Source organism: Romboutsia sp. LXY-2, assembly GCF_056171995.1.
Map to the genome: position 1 here is coordinate 371,548 of NZ_JBKFGI010000008.1, position 15,111 is coordinate 386,658.

The 15,111-nt window shown below is 28.5% G+C and carries 18 protein-coding genes; 12 read left to right on the forward strand and 6 right to left on the reverse strand.

The features are described 5' to 3' along the window. The first annotated feature begins 1 nt into the window (after nucleotide 1). Nucleotides 2–1,159, forward strand: a complete 1,158-nt coding sequence (locus ACI48P_RS15420) for a hypothetical protein (protein WP_475217288.1) — start codon at nucleotides 2–4, stop codon at nucleotides 1,157–1,159. Between the two features lie 56 nt (nucleotides 1,160–1,215). Here the strand turns inward: ACI48P_RS15420 and ACI48P_RS15425 are convergent, their stop codons facing one another. Further along, nucleotides 1,216–2,235: a sigma-54 interaction domain-containing protein gene (locus ACI48P_RS15425; protein WP_475217290.1), complete on the reverse strand. Its 1,020-nt coding sequence runs from the start codon at nucleotides 2,233–2,235 to the stop codon at nucleotides 1,216–1,218. 313 nt (nucleotides 2,236–2,548) lie between these two features. Here ACI48P_RS15425 and ACI48P_RS15430 point away from each other — a divergent pair, with 313 nt between their 5' ends. From ACI48P_RS15430 to ACI48P_RS15450, 5 genes are all read left to right on the forward strand, one after another. After that, nucleotides 2,549–3,508, forward strand: a complete 960-nt coding sequence (locus ACI48P_RS15430; RefSeq protein WP_475217293.1) for a DMT family transporter — start codon at nucleotides 2,549–2,551, stop codon at nucleotides 3,506–3,508. A 23-nt stretch (nucleotides 3,509–3,531) separates the two neighbouring features. Beyond that, nucleotides 3,532–6,102: an FAD-dependent oxidoreductase gene (locus ACI48P_RS15435; RefSeq protein WP_475217295.1), complete on the forward strand. Its 2,571-nt coding sequence runs from the start codon at nucleotides 3,532–3,534 to the stop codon at nucleotides 6,100–6,102. 317 nt (nucleotides 6,103–6,419) lie between these two features. Further along, complete coding sequence (locus tag ACI48P_RS15440; RefSeq protein ID WP_475217297.1) at nucleotides 6,420–6,818, forward strand: hypothetical protein; 399 nt, start codon at nucleotides 6,420–6,422, stop codon at nucleotides 6,816–6,818. A gap of 144 nt (nucleotides 6,819–6,962) precedes the next feature. After that, nucleotides 6,963–7,397, forward strand: a complete 435-nt coding sequence (locus tag ACI48P_RS15445) for a globin domain-containing protein (RefSeq protein WP_475217298.1) — start codon at nucleotides 6,963–6,965, stop codon at nucleotides 7,395–7,397. Between the two features lie 188 nt (nucleotides 7,398–7,585). Continuing rightward, a complete protein-coding gene (locus tag ACI48P_RS15450; RefSeq protein ID WP_475217341.1) occupies nucleotides 7,586–7,786 on the forward strand; it encodes a nitrous oxide-stimulated promoter family protein in 201 nt (66 codons plus the stop codon). 116 nt (nucleotides 7,787–7,902) lie between these two features. Here the strand turns inward: ACI48P_RS15450 and ACI48P_RS15455 are convergent, their stop codons facing one another. Genes ACI48P_RS15455 through yedE form a run of 3 tightly spaced genes read right to left on the reverse strand, consistent with a single transcriptional unit; the run spans nucleotide 7,903 to nucleotide 9,428 of the window. Beyond that, nucleotides 7,903–8,145: a putative Se/S carrier protein gene (locus tag ACI48P_RS15455; RefSeq protein WP_475217302.1), complete on the reverse strand. Its 243-nt coding sequence runs from the start codon at nucleotides 8,143–8,145 to the stop codon at nucleotides 7,903–7,905. 1 nt (nucleotide 8,146) lies between these two features. Beyond that, on the reverse strand, nucleotides 8,147–8,365 hold the full coding sequence (locus tag ACI48P_RS15460) for a sulfurtransferase TusA family protein (protein ID WP_475217304.1): 219 nt from the start codon (nucleotides 8,363–8,365) through the stop codon (nucleotides 8,147–8,149). Beyond that, on the reverse strand, nucleotides 8,349–9,428 hold the full coding sequence (yedE, locus tag ACI48P_RS15465) for a YedE family putative selenium transporter (protein WP_475217308.1): 1,080 nt from the start codon (nucleotides 9,426–9,428) through the stop codon (nucleotides 8,349–8,351). The genes ACI48P_RS15460 and yedE overlap by 17 nt, the downstream gene beginning before the upstream one ends. 201 nt (nucleotides 9,429–9,629) lie before the next feature. Here yedE and ACI48P_RS15470 point away from each other — a divergent pair, with 201 nt between their 5' ends. Further along, nucleotides 9,630–10,781, forward strand: a complete 1,152-nt coding sequence (locus ACI48P_RS15470) for an aminotransferase class V-fold PLP-dependent enzyme (RefSeq protein ID WP_475217310.1) — start codon at nucleotides 9,630–9,632, stop codon at nucleotides 10,779–10,781. A gap of 64 nt (nucleotides 10,782–10,845) precedes the next feature. Here the strand turns inward: ACI48P_RS15470 and ACI48P_RS15475 are convergent, their stop codons facing one another. After that, entirely contained in the window at nucleotides 10,846–11,499 is a 654-nt protein-coding gene (locus ACI48P_RS15475) for a transmembrane-type terpene cyclase (protein ID WP_475217313.1), read from the reverse strand. 109 nt (nucleotides 11,500–11,608) lie between these two features. After that, nucleotides 11,609–11,833 (reverse strand): YgjV family protein, encoded by a 225-nt coding sequence (locus ACI48P_RS15480; protein WP_475217316.1) that lies wholly within the window; start codon nucleotides 11,831–11,833, stop codon nucleotides 11,609–11,611. Between the two features lie 218 nt (nucleotides 11,834–12,051). Here ACI48P_RS15480 and ACI48P_RS15485 point away from each other — a divergent pair, with 218 nt between their 5' ends. From ACI48P_RS15485 to ACI48P_RS15505, 5 genes are all read left to right on the forward strand, one after another. Next, nucleotides 12,052–12,576, forward strand: a complete 525-nt coding sequence (locus tag ACI48P_RS15485; RefSeq protein ID WP_475217318.1) for a sigma-70 family RNA polymerase sigma factor — start codon at nucleotides 12,052–12,054, stop codon at nucleotides 12,574–12,576. A 16-nt stretch (nucleotides 12,577–12,592) separates the two neighbouring features. Further along, entirely contained in the window at nucleotides 12,593–12,988 is a 396-nt protein-coding gene (locus ACI48P_RS15490) for a DUF4179 domain-containing protein (RefSeq protein WP_475217320.1), read from the forward strand. Between the two features lie 33 nt (nucleotides 12,989–13,021). Beyond that, nucleotides 13,022–13,822, forward strand: coding sequence for a DUF5643 domain-containing protein (locus ACI48P_RS15495; protein WP_475217322.1), 801 nt, complete (start codon nucleotides 13,022–13,024; stop codon nucleotides 13,820–13,822). A gap of 185 nt (nucleotides 13,823–14,007) precedes the next feature. Then, complete coding sequence (locus ACI48P_RS15500) at nucleotides 14,008–14,568, forward strand: TetR/AcrR family transcriptional regulator (protein ID WP_475217324.1); 561 nt, start codon at nucleotides 14,008–14,010, stop codon at nucleotides 14,566–14,568. Between the two features lie 201 nt (nucleotides 14,569–14,769). Beyond that, nucleotides 14,770–15,111: oleate hydratase (locus ACI48P_RS15505; RefSeq protein ID WP_475217326.1), on the forward strand; the 342-nt coding region annotated here is incomplete at its 3' end.

Here is a 15,111-nt window from a genome sequence, read left to right on the forward strand (position 1 = left end):
GATGTTAGATTTAATAAAATTTGAGTTATATAAAATATTTTCAAAAAAATCAGTGCTAGTAGTTTTACTGTTAACTATGTTGTTTTGTGCTTTTAATGTATTCGGTGAAAGCATAAATATGAAACTCAAAGGGTTAGATAGTATGGATGATGTATATAGTGTTATGAAGAAGTATGAAGGTAAAATAATCACACCAGAGGATCTAGCTAATGCAGAAGCAACTATAGAAAATTTAACTAAAAAAGAAAAAGATGGGGAAAAACTTACTAAAGAAGAGTTAGTGTATAGATATTATTTATATGAGTTAATGGTAGTTTCAGATCCAACATATATAGTAAATGGCGAATACTATTCAATAGATGAAATGAAAAATGAAATAAGTAAGCTAGAAAAAGAAAGCAAAAAAGGTACATATGAATACAAGAATCTTAATTTTGTATATAATAAGGTTAAAAATATAGAAGAACCAAAATATTCGTTCTCACATGGATGGCTTACAAGTACTGATTTTAATGTATTTGCAACATTAATAACTACATTAATAGCAGTAGGCTTAGCACCTATGTTTAGTGATGAGTATCAAAGCAATAGTGCTCAGATAATGTTAAGTTGTAAGCGAGGAAAGAATAAATTAGTTATGTCTAAAATAGCAACTGGATTAATTTATACAAGTATTATATTTATAATAGTACATAGTATATATATTATTGGAGCAGCAAAATTTGATTTTATGGGATGGGATAAACCTTTAGAGCTATTCAAATATTATAGAACTACTCCTTTTGATATGAGGATTATAGATTATTATTTTGCAGGATTAGGGCTTAGTTTTATCGGTGCTATGTTATATTCTTTAGTAACTATGTTAATGTCATTGATAGTTAAAAATAATATGATATCACTTCTATTAAGCTTAGGAATGTACTATATACCAACATTCTTAGGAAGTTTTATTCCTATGGATTCTATAGCTAGAGCTTTTAGAGAAATAAATTTTGCAGAAGCGGTTAGGGTAGTTGAGATGTTTAGAAGTCCAGAAACTTATAATATTTTTGGAAATCCAGTGCCATATCCAACAATATTAATAAGCCTAGTAGTTGTGTTTATACCAGTTGCAACATATTTAATAAAATATTTTGGAAAAAAACAAACTATATAAATATAATAAAGCCAAGTCAATAGAGACTTGGCTTTATTATTATTTGAATTATTTAGTTACTCATTAACAATTCCATATCGTTTCATTTTATTATAAAGAGCATTTCTACTAATTCCTAACTTATTAGCAGCTTGAGATATATTACCATTATAAACTCGTAAAGCTTTTTTTATCTCTATTTGCTCTAAAACTACTAGAGGAGTTACAATATCATCATCAGTTTGGCACATTGCACAAAGTTTGTCAGGTGACTTTGGTTTTATAGGATTACCTAAGTTATCATGAGTAAGACAATGACATTCTTCTAAGTCAATTTCACAAGTAGTTTCTCCATTTAAGGCAACAATATTTTCTACGAAATTTTCTAGCTCCCTTACATTTCCAGGCCAACAATAAGTAATCATTTTATTAAATAACTTACTTGAAATATGAGGTATTGGCTTGTTTAATTTTTTACTTTTTACATTTAAAAAATGATTTAATAGAACTGGGACATCTCCAATACGCTCTTTTAGTGGAGGAACATTTATAGGTAATACGCTAAGCCTATAATATAAATCACTTCTAAATCTTTTATTTTTAACTTCTTGTTTCAAAACTTTATTAGTAGCCACAATTACACGAACATCTACAGGTATAGCATGCTTTCCTCCTATTCTTGTAATTACACCTTCTTGTAAAACTCTAAGTAATGTAACTTGCATTTTTAAAGGCATCTCACCTATTTCATCAAGAAATATAGTACCCCCGCTAGCTAATTCAAATTTACCTAAAGCACCATTTTTATTTGATCCTGTGAAAGCGCCTGATTCATAGCCAAATAATTCACTTTCTATTAAACTTGCAGGTATAGCACCGCAATTTACAGCTATAAAAGGTTTATCTTTCCTAGAGCTATTGTTGTGTATAGCTTGAGCCAAAAGTTCTTTACCACAACCACTTTCTCCAAGAAGCAGAACTGTAGAAGGACCGTCTGATATAGCTTTACACTCTGAGATTACCTTTTTTATTTGTTCACTTTCACCTATTATGTCATCAAAGGTATAACTTTTTCTAGTGAGTTTAGTATCTTTCATTTATATAGCCCTTTCTAAAAATTAATAAATTAAATTGATAAGTTATTTTAGCATATAACAAAAAAATATAAAATAGTAACTAAAATGCATAGATTTATAAAAATAGTGTAATTAAAAATGACAGTGTAATTAAAGTTTACACAAAAGTGACAAAAAAAATAACATAGCCAATAAAAAAATTGATTAATTAATAACAAAAACATAGATAAATTCTTAACTAAATAAAAAATATAAAATTGGCATACAATTTGCTTAATATATAGAATGTTAAATAAAAAACAAAAATGTTTAGCTTATGAAAGGAAATGACATTATGAAGGACAATAAAAATATGAAAAAAGGATTATTACTTGGAATTACAGTGGGACTTGCATGGGGGCTTGATTCAGTTTTAATGGGAAAAGTTGGAGGAAGTAGTATATTTTCAGGCTTTGAACTTTCACCATTAGTATCAGCATTTTTCCATGATAGTTTATGCTTTATGTGGATAGCATTAGTTTTATTATTTGGAAAACAATTAAAACCAGTATTTGGATTGTTAAAAACTAAAAAAGGTAAAGCAACAGCTCTTGCAGCTTTAGTTGGTGCACCTATAGGTATGAGTGCTTACTTATTATCAATAAAATATGCAACAGCACCTTATGCATCTAGTATATCAGTTATATATCCAGGGATTGGAGCAATATTATCATATTTAATATTAAAAGAAAAATTATCATTAAGAGCAATGATTGGAATATCAGTAAGTTTATTAGGTTCATTTATGTTAGGATTTAACCCATCATCAAATGTACCAGATACATTTTTTATGGGAGTAACATTTGCATCAGTAGCAGTTTTAGGATGGGCTTTAGAAGGAGTTATTATAGGATTTGCTATGAAGCATATAAAAGGTGAAGAGCATGTTAACCCAACACCACAACAATTTTTATGTCTAAGATATTTAATATCAATGTTATCATACGGATTTGTAGTTTTACCATTAATAGGAGGTTATGGTGTAGCAGCAAATGTAGTAACTAGTGGAACTGTAGTAGCTTATGCTGGTATAGCTATACTAGGTGCAACAACATATCTTTGTTGGTATAAAGCAGTTGATTTAATAGGAGCAGCAATGGGAACAGCTTTAAACTCAACAGCAGCATTATGGTCTATTATATTTAGTGCTATATTATTTGGAGACAAAATAACTCCAAGCTTAGCATTCTGGGGACTAGTTATAGTTGCAGGGGTATTTATATTTGCTATAGATCCAAAGAAAAAGAATGCATAATTTAGGTTGTGGAGGAAGATAGTATGTTAAATAAAAATATAATTAAGAACATGGAAAATATAGTAAATGAGTGTATGGGAGATGCTGATGCAGGTTGTGTAGCTACATGTCCTATGCATACAGATGCTAAAGAATATATAAGATTAATAAGAGAAGATAAGGGATTTGAAGCCATAAAAGTTATAAGAAATGATTTATTTATACCAGGAACATTAGGTAGAATATGTGCTCATCCTTGTGAAAGTAAGTGTAAAATTAACGAGATAAATTCTCCAATGTCAATTGCAGGACTTAAAAGATATGCAGCTGATAATTTTGACAGAGAAGAAGATTGGGATTTATCAGTTAAGCCATCAAAGGGAAAAAATATAGCGATAATAGGTGCTGGTCCTTCAGGACTTCAAGCAGCACTTGAACTTCAAAGAGAAGGATTTAAGGTTACTGTATTTGAAAAGCTACCTGTTAGAGGTGGTATGATGGCTGTAGGTATACCTGAATATAGATTACCAAGAAATGTTCTAGAAAAAGAAATAAGTTATTTAGATAAATTAGGCGTTGAATTTAAGTTAAACTGCGAAATAGGAAAAGATATAGATTTTAAAGAAATAGTAAATTCATATGACAGTGTTATAGTTGCAGTTGGTAAGCATCAAGGTAGAGTTGATAGAAGTTTAAAAAACTTTGGTGCAAAAGGAATATTCTCAGCAGCAGCTTATGCAAAAGAAGCAGCTTTAACTAGAAATGTATCAGATGTAGGTAAGAGCGTTCTAGTAGTTGGTGGTGGAGATGTTGCTATGGACTGTGCTAGAATATCGAGAAGACTTTCTAAAGTAGAAGAAGTAAACTCTATTTGTTTAGAAGATAGCTTTAATACTATGGCGTCATCAGATCATGAAATAAAAGGAGCAATAGAAGAAGGTATTAAGTTTAACCACGCTCAAGCAATAAAAGAGATAGTAGTTGATGAAAGTAATAGAGTATGCAAAGTGATACTAAAGAAGTGTTTATCAATATTCAATGAAGAAGGAATGTTTAGTCCTAAGTTTGATGAAAATGAAATTAAAGAGCTAGAAGTAGACACTATAGTATTTGCTATAGGACAAGGTGTAGAAGGGGATTTTGCAAAAGATATATTAAATCAAAGACCAAATACTAACTTTGAATGTGATAGATTAACTCTACAGTCTACAACTAATGAAAAAGTATTTATAGCAGGAGATGCTTCAGGAGAATCTGTAATAGTTATACAAGCTATGGCTTCAGGGAGAAGAGCAGCAGAATCAGTTAAAAGATATTTAAATAAAGAATCTTTAACAGAAGGAAGAAAACTAGAAGATACTTCAAGTTATGAAACTAAGTTAAGAAGAGATGTAGATTGGTCTGATGTGACTGAGAGAAGATATTCTATAAAAGAAACTGATGGTAGTGATAGAGTTAATTCTTTTGATGAAGTATCATTTGGATATACTAAAGAAGAAGCTCTAAAAGAGGCTAATAGATGTAGACAATGCGCATGTAAACTATGTATGCAAGAATGTATAATGATGAATGACTATACTGATTGTCCAAAAACTTTATTTAAAAGATATTTAGATGAAGGTTATGAAAATATGGATAAAATGATAGCGTTTTCTTGTAATGATTGTAGCCAATGTACTATAAAGTGTCCTAAAGATTTAAATTTAAGAGAAAACTTTATAGCTGTAAAAGAACAATATATAGAAGATAATAACAATGAACAAGTTATAGATTTGCTAAAACCATTTGATAAATCGCAGGAAATGGAATGTAGTGAAGAATATTCAACTACAGTTTTAGCTAAAGATAAAAAAACTAAGTATTTATTTGTTCCAGGATGTACGGTTCCTGCATATAGTCCATCTGTTATAGAAAAAACACTTGAGCATTTAAGAGACACATTAGATGGTGAAGTAGGAGCATTATTACAATGTTGTGGTAAGGTAACTAAATTAGTTGGAGAAGATGAGGCATTTAAGAGAAGAAATAAGATGGCAATAGATGCTATAAATGAAACTAATGCTGATGTAATAGTTACAATATGTCCTTCTTGCTACAATGTTTATAATGAAACTAGTGATAAAAAAGTTATATCTTACTGGGATTTAATGAAAGAAGAAATAGGAATACCAAAATCTCAAAAAGATATAGGGTCTAACTCAGATGTAATATTTAATATTCATGATTCTTGTGTTACTAGAAATGTTAAATCTCATCATGAGAGTGTTAGATGGATACTAGAAGAGTTAGGATATAAGTACGAAGAAATGCGAAATAATAAAGAAAACACAAGATGTTGTGGTGTTGGGGGTATGGTTTGTAGTTCAAACCCTGAACTATATAAGAAATTATATACAAGAAGAGCAAATGACTGTACTCAAGAAAATATATTAGCTTATTGTGGTTCTTGTAGAGGAACTATGGAGGCAGCAGGAAAGGATGCTCTTCACATATTAAACTTACTACATGAAGGAACTTATACTAAAGAGATGGCTAAGAAAAGAGGGTATACATCTGAAGAAGAGATGTGGAAAAATAGATTAGAAACTAAAAATAGACTTAATAAAATGGAATAAAGGAAAAGGCAGATTACTCTGCTTTTTTATATTTGGATATATGTTACATGTAGAAAAAAGAATATATTAAAAAAATATACAAATGCATTTAAGGACTTTAATAGTAAAAAAATATATATGAAAATTTATTATTAGTTAACTATTGAATATTTTTAGGATAATAGAAATGAGAAAATTTAAATATACGGAAAAGGTGATGTTAATAAATTTAACTAGTAGATTTTTATTAAGGTTAAATTAAGGTAAATATATTATTATATTAAATAGAAAACATATTTACATATATTTAATTAAAATTGAAGGGAGTAACTGTAATCATGTTAACAGTTCATAAAAAAAGTAAAAATAAAATATCAATAGTACTATATGTTGTATCTATTCTTGTAGGTATATACACAATATTCACAGTATATAACTCATATACATACATATCAAGCCTTGTAGCTAGTGGTCTAGTAATAAGTGAAGAATTAAGCAATGTAATATCTTATTATGTTCAAGCCTCTTCACCATATTTATTCTATACAATAGTTATATGGGCAATAGGATATATTATTAATAAATTAGATACTATATCATATGAAATAAAAACAGCTAACAGCAAAGATGTGGAAGACGATTTTATAATAGCAGAAGAAGAAGCTATAATAGAAAATATAGATAATGAAGAGATGCTTGAAGAAGCATCTGAAGATGATCAAAACAAAGAAATATAAATAAAATAATAAAAGCTAAGTCAGTTTTGACTTAGCTTTCATTATTTTTTGAAAAAATGTTTAGGGTGGAAAAAAGCAGGTATATACATATTATACATTAAAAAGAGTATTCAAAATACACATTTTAAAATGGAGGAGTTAATTATGTTAAATCAAAAAACAATAGATATAGTAAAAAGTACAGTACCCGCATTAAGAGAGCACGGAATGGAAATAACAACAACATTCTACAAAATAATGTTTGCAAACAACTCAGAAGTAAATGAAATGTTCAATATGGATAAACAAGAATCAGGAGCACAACCAAAGGCATTAGCTATGACAGTATTAGCAGCAGCTCAAAATATAGATAACTTAGAAGCTTTATTACCAGCAGTAAAGAAAATAGGGCAAGTCCACGTTAATACTAATGTAAAGCCTGAGCACTACCCAATAGTAGGTAAAAATTTATTATTAGCTATAAAGGAAGTTTTAGGGGATGCGGCAACTGATGAAGTGTTAGAAGCATGGGGTGAAGCATACGGAGTAATAGCTAAAGTATTCATAGATGTAGAAAAAGATATATATGAAGGTAAATAATTAATATTTGGATAGATTATCTTAATATGGCAATCTATCTTTTTTTATATATATCATTTTGCTTTGTAAGAGGGTCATAAGAATTTGAAGAAATGGGCCATGGCGATAGTATAAAATCATTTAGATTTAAGAGATCTACAAAGAAAAAAATAAAAACACTAATCATAGGTAAATATACTATCACTAGTATGATAAATATTTATTGTCGTAAAAAACACGGAAATGAAAAAGGGGAACTATGCCAAGAGTGTAGTGAGCTTTTAGATTATGCACACAAAAGATTATATTTTTGTAAATTTGGTGAAGTTAAAAGCTTTTATAGCAAGTGTCCAATACATTGCTATAAGAAAGATATGAAAATAAAAATTAAAGGAGTTATGAAATTTTGAGGACCTTAGGTTACTGTTTTATGATCCAATGGAAGTTATAAGACATATATTTGAAGGTAATGTAAAATAATAAAATCAAAAAAAGATATTAACGTAAAAGTTAATATCTTTTTTTGTTATTCGTTATCATAGTCTTTATATAATGAGTAATTGTTATCCTGGATGTAGTATAATTTTTCCATATCATCTGTATTAATATTATCAATGTATCCTTCATAGGTAAAACCAACACCTATACCGCAGTTTGAACTCAACTTTCTAGGGACAGGAATGCTTTCATTAATAATACTATTCTTAGTTAGATATCTTGCAAATTTTATTGCTCCCGAATGAGTAAAAAAAGTAGCAAAGTAATTCATACTATTTCCTACAAGATACTTCATACTCGTCGTCTATATCAATAATAGAAACTTTGTATCCAGCATATTCCATATATCTTTTTACATTCATGCAAGCAGCGTTATTATCTACCAAAACTTCTAATCCTTCAGGCTTTCCAGATAACTCCTTTTTCACCATAAGAACAGGTTGAGGACAAGAATATCCTCTAGCATCTATTTTTTTAACCAACTTTAACATCCCCTTTCGTTATAGCTTTCTCTGGTTTAGAGCTTAAATATGATATACAACCAAGAACAACAAAACAAATTATAACGGCTATTTGTCCATTTGGTGTAGGTCCTTTTGGAGAAGAAGCTAATTGGAAGTTGTGAGCAAAAGCAGCACCAACTAACATACCAAATATAGTTATTACAGAGTCAACATTTCCTTCACCAGAAAGTACTAATTGTCTCATTGGACATCCTCCTAAAAGTACAGATCCCCATCCAGCAACAACCATACCTAAGAAATTCCATAATCCATCAGTATGAGCGATAGGTTGATCTACAAAACCAGCTTTAAAGAAACCAAATGCAACATTACCAATTAAAGCAGCCACTAACATAGATAAAAATCCTAGTATTAAGTAAGAATCTTTAAATAATATTAAATCTCTTATTCCACCTACCATACATAATCTTGTTCTTTGGCATATAATACCAACAACTAAACCTATAGCTAAAGCTATATATACTGGAGCATGTTGTGAACCAGGACCTTCTTTTGAGAATAATAATAAAGCAGATGAGCTTATTAATAAAATGAATAAAGCTACATTTATTGTAGGGAAAATAAAACCTTCAAACTTAGTTTGCTTGTAATTTCTTTTTAAAGAGAAGCCTTTGTTTAAAAATACTATTCCAATACCAATTCCTATAGCGAAACCAGCAATTCCGAATAAAGCATTGAAATCTCCACCTGCTAATCTAAGTACCATTCTAGTAGGACAACCTAAGAACATTAATGCCCCTACCATTACCATGAATCCTAAGCAAAATCTAATAAAAGGAGAAGAACCTCCGCGAGAAGAAAACTCTTTTTTAGAAAATGCGATAATAAATGCACCTAATATCATACCAATAATTTCAGGTCTCACATACTGAACAGTTTCGGCTCTATGTAATCCTAATGCACCTGCTGTATCCCTTAGAAAACAGGCAATACAAATCCCCATATTTTTAGGATTACCACAAAATACAGATAAGACAGATAAAATACCTATAATAGCTCCACCAATAATAATATTTCTCTTTTCCTTCATATGTACCCCCTTGCAAATTGTAAAATATTGTAACTAAATGGTTCGCTTAAATAGTAGCACAAAACATTTGAAAAATAAGGGATTTGACGAAGTATATGAAATATCAATATACAAGCAAATTAATATAAAAAAAATCTATAATATAAAGAAACAAACAATGCTATATTTAAAATAGGGAGTAATTGCATAAAGGGGGATAACATGAAAAATATATATTGTGACAATGGAGCTACATCTTATCCAAAGGCTCCTTTGGTAGGAAAAATGATAATGGATTATATAAATAATGTAGGATGTAATGTTAATAGAGGAGCGTATTCGTCTTCTTATGAAGCTGAAAATATAGTTTATGAGACTAGAGAACTTTTATGTGAATTATTCAACTTTGATAAACCAGAAAATGTAATATTTACACCAAATATAACTACGAGTTTAAATATAGTACTAAAAGGATTATTAAAACCTGAAGACAATGTTGTTGTATCTTCAATGGAGCATAATGCAGTGATGAGACCTTTAAACTCATTAACTAAAAATGGGATAAGCATTAGCAAAGTACATTGTAATAATATGGGGGAAATATCCATAAAAAATATAGAAGATTCAATATCAAAAAACACAAAAGCGATAATAATGACTCACGCATCAAATGTATGTGGAACTATATTGCCAATAAAAGAAATTGGAGAGTTATGTAAGAAACACAACAAGATATTTATAGTAGATAGTGCTCAAACTGCAGGTATTATAGATATAGATATGAAGGAATGCAATATTGATATACTTTGCTTTACTGGCCATAAAGGATTACTGGGTCCACAGGGAATAGGTGGATTTTTAATAAAAGAGGATATAGTGCCATTAGTAGAATCTTTAATTGAGGGAGGAACAGGTAGTTTATCTGAAGAAGAAATTCAACCTACATATATGCCAGATAAATATGAAAGTGGCACAGCTAATATTCCAGCTATATATGGATTAAATTCTTCTTTGAAATATATAAAAGAAGCTGGAATTCAAAAGATATTTGAAAAAGAGATGCGACTAGCTAAAAGATTTATAGATGGAATAAAAAAAATGGATAAAAACCTTTTAGTAGGAAAAACAGATATAAATAATAGAACTAGTGTAGTTAGCTTGGATTTTAAAGAGTTAGACAATGGACTTGTTTGTTATGAGTTAGATAAAAAATATAATATTCAAACTAGAAGTGGGCTTCATTGTGCACCTTCAGCTCATAAAACTTTAAATACTTTTCCTGATGGGACCGTAAGATTTAGTTTTGGGCATTTTAATACGGATGAAGAAGTAGATTATATTTTAGAAAAGATAATAGCAATTTTAAATAAATAGATTTATAAGAACAGATAAATGGGGATATCGCACTAAGATAATAGGGCGACGTCCCTATTTTTAGTTATAATTTTTGAGACTTATATCTACAGAACTTAAATATCAAATATATATACAAGATATCAAAAACTTGAATTAATAATATAATAAATAATTCAGTTGCATTTGATGAAACTATACCACTAAATTTCAGAATAGCTACAGATAAAGTTCCTAACCATTTAAACATTGCTATAGATATAGATTGACCCTTTAAGTTTCTTCTTTCCAAAAACATCAAAAGAAATAATACAGACATTAATAGATTTTGAAAATAAGCTATAAAGCCTGCAGTTTGAAGAATATCATAATCAAACATAATAGCAAAATCTAATGGTGCCAAAATCATAAATACAAAAGAAGATATTAAAGAGAAAATAACTAATATAAGAAATGGTATTTTACTTAATGAATATTTTTTATTAAAATCCTTATATCCATATTTAAAAAATGTAAAAGCTATTACTAAATCAAGAATAAACCATATTAAGCATACTATCTGGTGGAAGATAGTGGTTTTGTACACAAAGGCAAATACAAACTCCCAAGATAGATTAAGGCACATTGCAAGAAATGGCATACCGTAAGTCTTATCTTTAATACTTTTATTAATTATTAATATGTAAGTTATAATCCAGAAAAATCCGCTTAAGATTTGCAATATTATATCAATACTCAAAAAAACACCCCATTAAATATTTATGAAATGGGTACAGGCAATATTATAATATTTAAAAAATGTTAAACCTTAATGAATTAAATAGAAAATAGGAGCAAACAATTTGCTCCTATTTTCTATTTAATTTATATAAATTATAAATATTTATCAAAACTATTATAGCATTGGATAGGGCTACAGGATATGCATGCACTGTCATTCCATACACTATAAATAATAAACATCCTATAGTATTTATTATTCTAAGTTTTATAATATCAGTCATAGTTAAAGATATTACAATAAAAATAGATGCAGCATATCCAACCCATTCTATATAAGGTACGTTAAACATAATGACACTTCCTTTTAGATGATTTTGAGTAATTCACATTTGTATTAATTTATCCAGTAAAGCTAAAATATATATCAATCAAAAATAAAATTGTATCTGAGCATGCTATATTTTGTATAGAATATATTTTTTGTAAAGATTTTATTGAAAGTGTTAGAAAATATAAATTACCTACGAATGTTATAATGTAGGAGCTTTTACAGTAAGGAGGAAATTTATTGGAAGGTAAGATTATAATCAAATACATAAAAAATAAAAAAGAAGAAGGATTAAGGCTTTTAATAGAAGCTTATGGTGACTACATAAATACAATAGTAAGAAACAACATTAATAACCTAAGTTACTATCAAGAAGAATGTTTAAATGACATACTGCTATCTGTTTGGAATAACATGGATAGTTTTGACAATAGAAAAAATACACTAAAAAACTGGATAGGGGTTATATCAAAATACAAAACAATAGACTACAAAAGAAAATATCTAAAGCATAGTAGTAATGAAGAGTTAAAAGATGATATTTCATTTATAGATAAGAACTTACTAAAAAGAGAAGTAGAAGAAGAAATAGAGGAGTTATTGAGTAACTTAAATGAAAAAGATAAAGATTTATTTAGAGATTATTATTTAGAAGAGTTAGATGTAGAAACAATAGCAAAAAAAATGAAAACAAAGCCTTTTAATATATATAGTCGTTTATCAAGAGGTAAGAGAAAATTGAAAGAGTTATACAACAAAGAATAAGGAGGGGAGTAAATATATGAAAAATAAGTATGAGTTATTTAATGACATAAAATTAAAAGAAGAGTCACATGAATTAGAGACATTATCTAAGGATGAAAAAGAAAAAATATTTAATAATTTAGCAAAAAAAATAAACATAAATGAAGATGAGTACATAGAAAGTAATGTTAGCATACATAAAAATAGTAAAAATAAATATAAGAAGAATTATAAAAAAATTGCAGTAGCATCAGTACTATGTTTTTCAATATCAACGTTAGCATTAACTAATGAAAAAGTATGGGCATTGGTTACTAATATAGGAAAGCAGATTGAAAGTTACTTAGGGAGAGATGATAATGAGTACAAAGGCTATAAAGAGCCTATAAACCAAGAAGCAGAGAACAAAGGAATAAAGTTAAATATTTATTAAGCTCTTTTAGATGATGGGAACATACTATTAAGCATGAATATAGATTATTCAAACTTTGATGAAAGTACATTAAAAAATAGTGGATTTTTGAAGAAACAATACTATTTACCAACAGCTACAGTATATATGGATGGTAAAAAGTTTGTAGAGACAGGTGGATCAACTATAAATAATGAAATAAAAGAAAATAGTCAAGAATTTTTAACGGAACTAAATTTACAAAGAGTGGATACTGATGGTGATAATCAAGCAGACATAACCGATTATCAGATACTTGAAAATATTGATCCAGATAAAGAATACGATATTAAAATAGTATTTGACCAAGTAGGGGTGCAAAAAAGAGGCTTAATACCTAAGATAACAAATAGCCCATTTGAATTTATAAAAGGAAATTGGGAGTTTAATTTTAAGATTAATGGTAAAAAAATCATGGGGGAAACTAAAGTTTATAATATTAATAAAGAGATAGAAATTGATGATGAAAATTTTAAAGCGCTGATTAATATTAAGCAGTTGAGAGTATCACCAATATCAGTGAAATTAACCTATACAACAAAAATGGGCAAAGAGTATGAGTTTGAAAATAGAGATATAAATATAGAATTATTAGACCAAGATGGAGATATAATAAACGCTGGTGGTGGCGGAGGTGGAAATGAAGAACAAACTTATATGGAGTGGAACTTGGAAGGAAACTTAGAAAATGATAAAAAGCTTGAAAGTATAAAAATACTTCCATATCAGTATTATAGAGAAAATGGATCTAAAAATCCCAAGAAGCACCATACAATAAAATATGAAGAACAATCAATAACAATAGATTTAAATTAATTTAAAAATTGTTAATAGGATAGCATATTCCATATAAAACATCTTGGCTTTAGTCATTTTATAAAGACCCATATATTAAGATTAAAGGTAATACTAGCTGCTTTAAAGAAATGTAGAAAAAATATACAAATAAGACTATAATATAAAACATGGAAATAATAGAATAAAAAATTGGGGGAATTCATATGTCTCAAATGACTAAAAAGGCATTTGCTGCCTCACTAAAAAAAATGCTAGAACATAAATCTTTAGACAAGGTAAAAGTTATAGATATTACAGAGGACTGTGAAGTAAATCGCCAAACATTTTATTATCATTTTAAGGATATTTATGATTTGTTAGAGTGGATATATACAAATGAAGCAACCAAGGCTTTAGATGGAAACCGTACATATGATACTTGGCAGCAAGGATTTAGTAAGATATTTGAGTACATATTAGATAACAAATCTTTTGTACTAAACACATTTAACTCAGTAAGTAGAGAATATCTAGAAAGGTATCTATACAATGAAGTATATTTGCTTCTAATGGGTGTGATAGAGGAAAAAGCTAAAGATATACCAGTTAGAGAAAAAGACAAAATATTTATTGCTGACTTTTATAAATATGCATTTGTAGGACTTTTACTTGACTGGATAAAAAAAGGTATGAAAGAAAATCATGCAGATATTATAAAAAGTTTAAATACCTTAATTTGTGGGAATATAGAAGAGGCATTAGATAGATATAGGACAGACAAATAAAAATTTAAAATAAATATTAAGTAAAAATTAGACAGATAATATTATCTGTCTAATTTTTTTACAGTTTTAAACATATGACTAAGTATTATACATAGCTAAACCATTGTCTATACGATAAAGGTAAAAATAGGAATAATATATTATTAAATAAATAATTAAAGCTACTTAAAATCAAGCTTTGAGATATGGGGAGATAATATTATGTACTATAGTAATGGAAATTATGAAGCATTTGCTCGTCCAGAAAAACCAGCAAATGTAGATAGAAAGTCAGCATACTTAGTAGGAGCAGGATTAGCATCATTAGCAGCTGCATGCTTTTTAGTTCGTGATGGACAAATGAAGGGTGAGCATATTCATATATTAGAAGAAATGGATTTACCAGGTGGAGCATGCGATGGAATTAATGATGTTCAAAAAGGTTTTATTATACGTGGCGGTCGTGAAATGGAAAACCACTTCGAATGTTTATGGGATTTATTTAGATCAATACCTTCAATAGAAACTGAAGGAGTTTCTGTATTAGATGAATACTATTGGTTA

Bases quoted from the DNA above. Each gene is read 5' to 3' on its own strand.
- ACI48P_RS15420 (WP_475217288.1), top strand. From the start codon at position 2: ATGTTAGATTTAATAAAATTTGAGTTATATAAAATATTTTCAAAAAAA.
- ACI48P_RS15425 (WP_475217290.1), bottom strand. From the start codon at position 2,235: ATGAAAGATACTAAACTCACTAGAAAAAGTTATACCTTTGATGACATA.
- ACI48P_RS15430 (WP_475217293.1), top strand. From the start codon at position 2,549: ATGAAGGACAATAAAAATATGAAAAAAGGATTATTACTTGGAATTACA.
- ACI48P_RS15435 (WP_475217295.1), top strand. From the start codon at position 3,532: ATGTTAAATAAAAATATAATTAAGAACATGGAAAATATAGTAAATGAG.
- ACI48P_RS15440 (WP_475217297.1), top strand. From the start codon at position 6,420: ATGTTAACAGTTCATAAAAAAAGTAAAAATAAAATATCAATAGTACTA.
- ACI48P_RS15445 (WP_475217298.1), top strand. From the start codon at position 6,963: ATGTTAAATCAAAAAACAATAGATATAGTAAAAAGTACAGTACCCGCA.
- ACI48P_RS15450 (WP_475217341.1), top strand. From the start codon at position 7,586: ATGATAAATATTTATTGTCGTAAAAAACACGGAAATGAAAAAGGGGAA.
- ACI48P_RS15455 (WP_475217302.1), bottom strand. From the start codon at position 8,145: ATGAATTACTTTGCTACTTTTTTTACTCATTCGGGAGCAATAAAATTT.
- ACI48P_RS15460 (WP_475217304.1), bottom strand. From the start codon at position 8,365: ATGTTAAAGTTGGTTAAAAAAATAGATGCTAGAGGATATTCTTGTCCT.
- yedE (WP_475217308.1), bottom strand. From the start codon at position 9,428: ATGAAGGAAAAGAGAAATATTATTATTGGTGGAGCTATTATAGGTATT.
- ACI48P_RS15470 (WP_475217310.1), top strand. From the start codon at position 9,630: ATGAAAAATATATATTGTGACAATGGAGCTACATCTTATCCAAAGGCT.
- ACI48P_RS15480 (WP_475217316.1), bottom strand. From the start codon at position 11,833: ATGTTTAACGTACCTTATATAGAATGGGTTGGATATGCTGCATCTATT.
- ACI48P_RS15490 (WP_475217320.1), top strand. From the start codon at position 12,593: ATGAAAAATAAGTATGAGTTATTTAATGACATAAAATTAAAAGAAGAG.
- ACI48P_RS15495 (WP_475217322.1), top strand. From the start codon at position 13,022: ATGAATATAGATTATTCAAACTTTGATGAAAGTACATTAAAAAATAGT.
- ACI48P_RS15500 (WP_475217324.1), top strand. From the start codon at position 14,008: ATGTCTCAAATGACTAAAAAGGCATTTGCTGCCTCACTAAAAAAAATG.